At 49.2% G+C, this 6,708-nt stretch carries 5 protein-coding genes; 3 read left to right on the forward strand and 2 right to left on the reverse strand.

Annotated elements, in window-relative coordinates:
- Positions 1 to 53: 53 nt before the first annotated feature.
- Positions 54 to 2,201 carry a molecular chaperone DnaK gene (gene dnaK, locus AC2VDX_RS23475; RefSeq protein WP_378171851.1) on the reverse strand — a complete coding sequence of 716 codons (2,148 nt, stop codon included), beginning with the start codon at positions 2,199 to 2,201 and terminating at the stop codon, positions 54 to 56.
- A 105-nt stretch (positions 2,202 to 2,306) separates the two neighbouring features.
- Here dnaK and AC2VDX_RS23480 point away from each other — a divergent pair, with 105 nt between their 5' ends.
- Positions 2,307 to 3,731 (forward strand): hypothetical protein, encoded by a 1,425-nt coding sequence (locus AC2VDX_RS23480; protein WP_378171849.1) that lies wholly within the window; start codon positions 2,307 to 2,309, stop codon positions 3,729 to 3,731.
- 143 nt (positions 3,732 to 3,874) lie between these two features.
- On the opposite strand, the gene AC2VDX_RS23485 is transcribed toward AC2VDX_RS23480, so the two are convergent.
- Positions 3,875 to 4,042, reverse strand: a complete 168-nt coding sequence (locus AC2VDX_RS23485) for a hypothetical protein (protein WP_486928246.1) — start codon at positions 4,040 to 4,042, stop codon at positions 3,875 to 3,877.
- Positions 4,043 to 4,401: 359 nt separating this feature from the next.
- Between AC2VDX_RS23485 and AC2VDX_RS23490 the strand changes: the two genes are divergently transcribed.
- Together AC2VDX_RS23490 and AC2VDX_RS23495 are read left to right on the forward strand one after the other, a co-directional pair.
- Positions 4,402 to 5,604: a GNAT family N-acetyltransferase gene (locus tag AC2VDX_RS23490; RefSeq protein ID WP_378171942.1), complete on the forward strand. Its 1,203-nt coding sequence runs from the start codon at positions 4,402 to 4,404 to the stop codon at positions 5,602 to 5,604.
- A 280-nt stretch (positions 5,605 to 5,884) separates the two neighbouring features.
- On the forward strand, positions 5,885 to 6,487 hold the full coding sequence (locus AC2VDX_RS23495) for a Uma2 family endonuclease (RefSeq protein ID WP_378171847.1): 603 nt from the start codon (positions 5,885 to 5,887) through the stop codon (positions 6,485 to 6,487).
- Positions 6,488 to 6,708: the final 221 nt, after the last annotated feature.

The raw sequence follows: 6,708 nt of genomic DNA on the forward strand, positions 1-6,708 counted from the left end.
AATACTCTACTATCCGTGCCAGACCGCTTCAATTGCTAACAGCTATAGCTAATTTACAGCCAATCATCATCATCATCCCAATCATCCTCAGGTTGAACGGTTCTCGAAGTCCGGCGGGGAGCCGTGTCGCTATCCCGACTATACCGCTGACCGCCTGTAGAGCCGCTATTGCGACGGTCATCGTCATAGCGATCGCGCGAACGGCTACCCTCAGACCGCTCTTGATAGCGGCTACCCTCAGACCGCTCTTGATAGCGGCTACCCTCAGACCGCTCTTGATAGCGGCTACCCTCAGACCGATCTTGTGTCGAATTGCCAAACAAGGAATCGCCTTCGCCAGAAAACGTGCGACGGATCGATCCGAAAAAGTCGTCCTCGTCCTCCATTGATTCCAGCCGCACCTCTCGGTTTAGCTCGTAGAGAGCATCCTGAAGATCGCCTTGTGCCCGATCCACAGCCCGATCGTCGTCGCGGGCAATACTCTGGCGCATTTCCTGCACCAGGTTCTCAATGCGACGCCGCTGACCGGCAGCAAACTGCATTCCATAAGACAGCGCCACCTCTTTGAGTTGCCGTTCCGCACTGAAAGCAAGTGCTTCGGCGCGGTTGCGCTTTTCCACCCGTTCGCGCCGTTCCCGATCCGTTGAGGCATATTGCTCGGCATCCTGAATCATCCGGTTAACTTCCGCCTCGCTTAAAGTGGAAGCCCCTTGAACCGTGATACTCTGCTCTCGCCCCGTCGTCCGGTCTAAGGCTGTCACCTGTAAAATGCCGTTGGCATCAATATCAAAAGATACCTGAACTTGGGGCACTCCTCGCGGTGCTGGGGGAATGCCGGTGAGCTTAAACCGCCCTAGCGACTTGTTATCAGCCGCCATTTCCCGTTCCCCTTGGAGTACGTGAATTTCTACTAAAGTTTGGTTATTTTCAGCGGTGGAGAAGATATCCGATCGCCGCACGGGTATTGTCGTATTGCGGGGGATGAGTTTCTTCATCACGCCGCCAATTGTTTCCAGTCCTAGGGACAAAGGCGTGACATCCAACAACAGCACGTCTTTGACCTCACCGGCGAGGATTCCCGCTTGAATTGCGGCACCCACTGCCACCACTTCATCTGGGTTAACGTTCTCGTTCGGTTCCTTGTCAATTAAGCTGCGAACCAGCTGTTTCACCAAGGGGATGCGAGTAGAACCGCCCACTAACACCACTTCGTCAATCTTGGAGGGATTGAGACCAGAATCAACTAAAGCGCGTTTGACGGGTGCCTTCAATCGGCTCACCAAATCCCCACACAATCCTTCAAATTGCGCCCTCGTCAGCCTGGTTTCTAAGTGTACGGGGCCTTCTTCCGTGGCACTGAGAAAAGGTAAGTTAATATCCGTCACCGTGACGCCAGATAGCTCAATTTTGGCTTTTTCGGCGGCTTCCGTGAGGCGTTGTAAGGCTTGGCGATCGCGTCTGAGATCCACCCCTTCTTTTTCCAGAAACTGCTCTGCCAGCCAATCCACAATTTTTCGGTCAAAATCGTTACCGCCCAATTGCGTGTCGCCACTGGTGGCTTTCACTTCAAACACTCCATCCCCCACTTCCAGGATGGAAACATCAAATGTACCGCCGCCCAAGTCAAACACCAGAATCGTCTGAGTATCCTGGCGATCTAAACCATAAGCCAAAGATGCAGCCGTTGGCTCGTTGAGAATCCGCAATACCTCCAACCCGGCAATCCGCCCAGCATCTCGCGTCGCTTGCCGTTGGGAATCATTGAAATAAGCTGGAACTGTAATCACCGCCCCCGTCACCGGCACTCCCAGATAACGACTCGCCTCATCTGCCAACTTTTGCAGCACCATTGCCGAGATTTCTTCTGGAGCAAATTCCCGCTTCAGTCTGGGGCACTTGACTTTAATATTGCCCTCGTCATCTTTGCGAATCGTGTAGGGAACTTGCTTCGAGGTGGGGCTGAGTTCGGCATACTTGCGTCCGATGAACCGTTTTACCGCATAAAACGTATTTTGTGGGTTCAGAACGGCTTGCCGCCGTGCCATTTGTCCAACTAGGCGTTCCCCGTCTTTGCTGAAGCCTACCACGGAGGGAGTAGTCCTCATGCCTTCCGCATTGGCAATGACAACGGGCTTGCCGCCTTCCATGACAGCTACGACTGAGTTGGTTGTTCCGAGGTCAATGCCGACTACCTTGCCCATGCGATTCGTGTTCTCCTTACCTAACTTAATATACTGAGAACAATTTGCTGGATTTATTCTATCTTGCTGTCAGGAATGCACAATCTCAGGCAAGAGAGAAACTCAATGATATATCGACTCTTTATTATTTTTGCGGCGAATCATCGCTTCTTGTACCGCTTTGCTGCCTCAGTGGCAGGATGCTTGCTATCGATTGGCTGTTCGGCAACGCTAGCACCCCAAACCACCCATACGAGCCTGCTTGTTCAGCCCTTAGCTGCCACAACAGCAGCTGCCAAGAGTAATTCCTTGTCGGAGGCAATTAACCAAGCTAACAGCGCTGCTACCCAGGCTCAAGTGGCTAAATCGGCGGCGGACTGGGATGAAGTTGCCCAAACATGGATGAGCGCGATCGCATCCCTGCAAGCCGTGCCACCCGATAGTCCCCAACGAGTCTATGCTCAGAAGAAAATTATCGAGTATATGGCTTTTTTGGAGGTAGCCCAAAAAAGAGCTGCTGCAACCAGCTTTCAGTTAAAATATCCCACCTTTAACAACCAGTTGCTTGATAATCAGCTAGTTCTTTATCTGTCCTACGTAGCTGCCGTTGGCCCACCAGATATCTTAATTGTAGGCAGTTCCCGCTCTTTGCAGGGAGTCGATCCCAGACAGATGCAGCAAGCCTTAGCTGGTAAAGGCTTTGGGGGATTGAAAATCTTTAACTTCGGGGTGAATGGCGCGACTGCCCAAGTGATTGATTTGTTGCTCCGGAAAATCTTAACCGAAGATCAATTGCCGAAACTTATTGTGTGGGCGGATGGAGTGCGAGCCTTTAACAGCGGGCGCGTGGATCGGACTTATAACCTGATTTTGGCTTCTCCGGGCTACAAGCGCTTATCAAGGGGCGATCGCCTCTTCAGCGGCATTGCACCCTCTAATCGTCCGGATGCACTAGAAACAGCAACCCCACCTCCCAACCCCGACTGGGTTGCCGATACCAACCTAGGCGAAACTCCCAAGGACGAAAGCCAATTTAATGGCACCCTTTTGAATCCTCAGCCGTCCAGGGAGACAATAATGGCTCAAAATACTGTAGGAGACTTGACTCCCGACTACTCGGCAGCGGCAATCGACGCCAATGGATTTCTCCCCATAAATATCCGATTTAATCCTGCCATTTACTATCGACAAAAGCCGCGAGTTGCAGGCGCTTATGACAGTGATTACAGTGCCTTACAACTTGGAGGTAAGCAGGAGGTGGCGTTAAATAATTTGATGCTCTTTGTTAAGCAGCGTCGGATTCCCGTATTTTTTGTCAACCTGCCTTTAAGTGGAGATTACTTAGATCGAACTCGCCTCAGAGCTGAGCAACAATTTAGACCTTATATGACCCGCCAATCTAGTGCTAAAGGATTCATTTTTCTCGACTTATCCAGACAGTGGACAAACCAAAATGGCTACTTTGCCGACCCCAGCCATCTGAATCGCTATGGCGCTGCTGTCATCGCTCGCCAAATCGCTGCCGATACTAGAATTCCCTGGCCTCGCTAGACAAAATATTGTCTGCCCTATCGAATGCTGGAGCTAAACAAACAAAGCCTGAAAGACGGGCGATTACTATCTATTTATTTTGTCTTTGTTGTAATTGGTAAGATTGCGCCCTTGGCGATTGAACTTGTTCTCTCTCTAATCCCCTAAAACTCCTCCTTCTCATCCAAATCTAAATAAGTATTAGGATTAAACTCCTGTTGTATCGTCACTTCATGCTCATAAAAAGCTTGAGAATTTGGAGGATAACAGAGAATAAATCTGGTCTGTTTAATCAGGACTCGCCGCACATCACCACATCTGAGAGCAACCACAGGGGGATTGAACCCGAAAAAACGCTATATATATAAACTTTGCGTAAGTCCTGACGATGTAAAAACAGCCGTTGATGGTTTGGTTGGAGGTAGTACTGTCAACTACCCAAGTCACGGAGGAGCCGAATGGGAGGTGAAAGTCTCACGTCCGGTTTTGTAGGCGAGGCTTTGTAGGTGACTCCCTGACCTTAGCCAGCAGAGGATTTTAGCAACGCCCTAATTTTCAAAATAATTTAGAAGTTTTTGCCCTAGCGATCGCCTTCTGTTTGATGAGATCGGGAAAGTTCCATTACCCTAGAAGAGGCTTTCCCATCCAGTCCGAAAGGTCGCTAGCGATCGCTCTACCCCCGATTCCTGAAATGGTGGAACAACTTAAACCCCGCTATTCTGTTGCTTGGATTAGTAAAATCGCTGAAGTGCCCCAAGCCGAGTGGGACGCCCTGGCTCTGCCGTTGAAAATGCCTTTCCTAGAATGGGATTGGCTCAACAATATGGAAACTTCAGACAGCGTCGGCGCTAAGGCGGGTTGGCTACCCACTCACCTGACTGTATGGCGAGACAGGCACCTCATTGCGGCTGCACCGCTCTATCTGAAAGGGCATAGTTATGGTGAATTTGTATTTGACCATCAGTGGGCAGATTTGGCTCAACGCTTAGGGGTGCAATACTATCCAAAATTGCTGGGAATGTCTCCGATGACGCCAGCGGAAGGCTATCGCTTCTTAATTGCACCCGGTGAAGATGAGGATGAGCTAACTGAGCTAATGGTGGAGGCGATTGACCATTTTTGCCAAAAGAACCGGATTAGCGGCTGTCATTTTCTCTATGTAGACCCCCAATGGCGACCGATTCTGGAACGGCACGGTTTTACGCCGTGGCTGCACCATAGTTTCATTTGGCAAAACACGGGCTTTAATACTTTTGATGATTACCTGGGCGCGTTTAACGCCAATCAGCGCCGCAACATCAAACGGGAACGCAAAGCGGTAGAGAAAGCTGGTTTGCAAATCAGAACCCTCACGGGTGATGAGATTCCTCAGCCGCTGTTTTCGTTAATGTATGACTTTTACGCCGATACGTGCGACAAGTTTGGCTGGTGGGGAAGTAAGTATTTAACTCGGCGATTTTTTGAACAGCTGCATCCCCAGTATCGTCATCGAGTGTTATTTGTTGCAGCCTACGACGAGCAGGATGACCGGCAGCCTATTGGAATGTCTTTTTGCCTCACCAAGGGCGATCAACTGTATGGGCGCTACTGGGGAAGCTACCAGGACATTGACTGTCTGCATTTTAATGCCTGCTACTACACGCCGATTGAGTGGGCGATCGCACATGGCATCCAAAGCTTCGACCCCGGTGCTGGTGGGCGTCATAAAAAACGTCGCGGTTTCCCAGCAACTTCCAACTACAGTATGCATCGATTCTATAATCCGCGTTTGGGTCAAGTTCTGCGGACTCACATCCATCAAATCAATGAAATGGAGCAACTGGAAATTGATGCGATTAACCAAGAGTTACCATTTGCTCAGCGCGATACCCAGAAGCCAATAATTTTTGAGTGAACTGACATCTTGCATTTAATATTAAACACGCGAAATACCCATGTAACATTAAGGATTCCCGTCTGGGTGTTACTCTGAAAATATAGCAATCCTAAATCATTTGTGAAACTTAGGCTTCTCTCTTCTCTTCTCTTGGCGCTATGCAGTGTCTTTGCGGTTCGTTAAAAAATTCTTCTCTCACAACTCAAATAGGATTACTGTAGCAGGTCTTCCGACTATTTCAAGCTTCTGTAGTGTGCGGGTTGAACCGCAACAATTATGTCAGTTTGAGGACTGAACGATGACACAAGTCAACTTACCCCAAGCCATTGCCGTCAATATCCCACCTACACTAACACTTACAGTCACCCACGAGCAGTTCGTTCAGTTGGCGATCGCTAACCGAGACTTACAATTAGAACGCACTGCTACAGGAGAGTTGATTGTTATGCCACCAACAGGAGGCGAGACAGGGAACAGAAATCTGGATATGGAGGGACAACTCTGGTTGTGGAACCGTCAGACTAGACTCGGTAAGGCGTTCAACTCTTCAACTGGTTTTCATCTCCCCAATGGCGCATATCGCTCTCCGGATGCAGCTTGGGTACGTCAAGACAGATGGGATACCCTTACCCCAGAACAACGAAAAAGCTTTGTTCCTCTTTGTCCTGACTTCGTGGTGGAACTACGTTCTGAAAGTGACAACATGAAACCCCTGCGAACCAAGATGAGGGAATACATGGAAAACGGGGCTTCTTTAGGTTGGTTGATTGACCGGAAAAACAAGAAAGTTGAGATTTATCGGCAAGGTCGGGATGTGGAAGTGCTGAATAATCCTGTAACTTTGTCAGGGGAAAATATTTTACCTGGGTTTATCTTGGATTTAACTGAAGTATGGAGTTGATTAAGGAATTCAGTAGCCCAACCTTTTCTAACTCCTTCTTGAAGATAGTAACTTTTCAGCAAAAACAGCCTTATTTACTACACCATACTCACCCCAGGGCTATTTCATTCTAAAGATTGACTTCAAGTGGTTCAAGCTGAACCCACAACGACGCTGAGCTTGAGCCATGTTGTCAAAGCCTAAATCACGATACAGGTTGAGAGCTAGATTGCGGGCGACTG

This window comes from Coleofasciculus sp. H7-1 (assembly GCF_057473865.1).

Bases quoted from the DNA above. Each gene is read 5' to 3' on its own strand.
- AC2VDX_RS23490 (WP_378171942.1), top strand. From the start codon at position 4,402: ATGGTGGAACAACTTAAACCCCGCTATTCTGTTGCTTGGATTAGTAAA.
- AC2VDX_RS23495 (WP_378171847.1), top strand. From the start codon at position 5,885: ATGACACAAGTCAACTTACCCCAAGCCATTGCCGTCAATATCCCACCT.
- dnaK (WP_378171851.1), bottom strand. From the start codon at position 2,201: ATGGGCAAGGTAGTCGGCATTGACCTCGGAACAACCAACTCAGTCGTA.
- AC2VDX_RS23480 (WP_378171849.1), top strand. From the start codon at position 2,307: ATGATATATCGACTCTTTATTATTTTTGCGGCGAATCATCGCTTCTTG.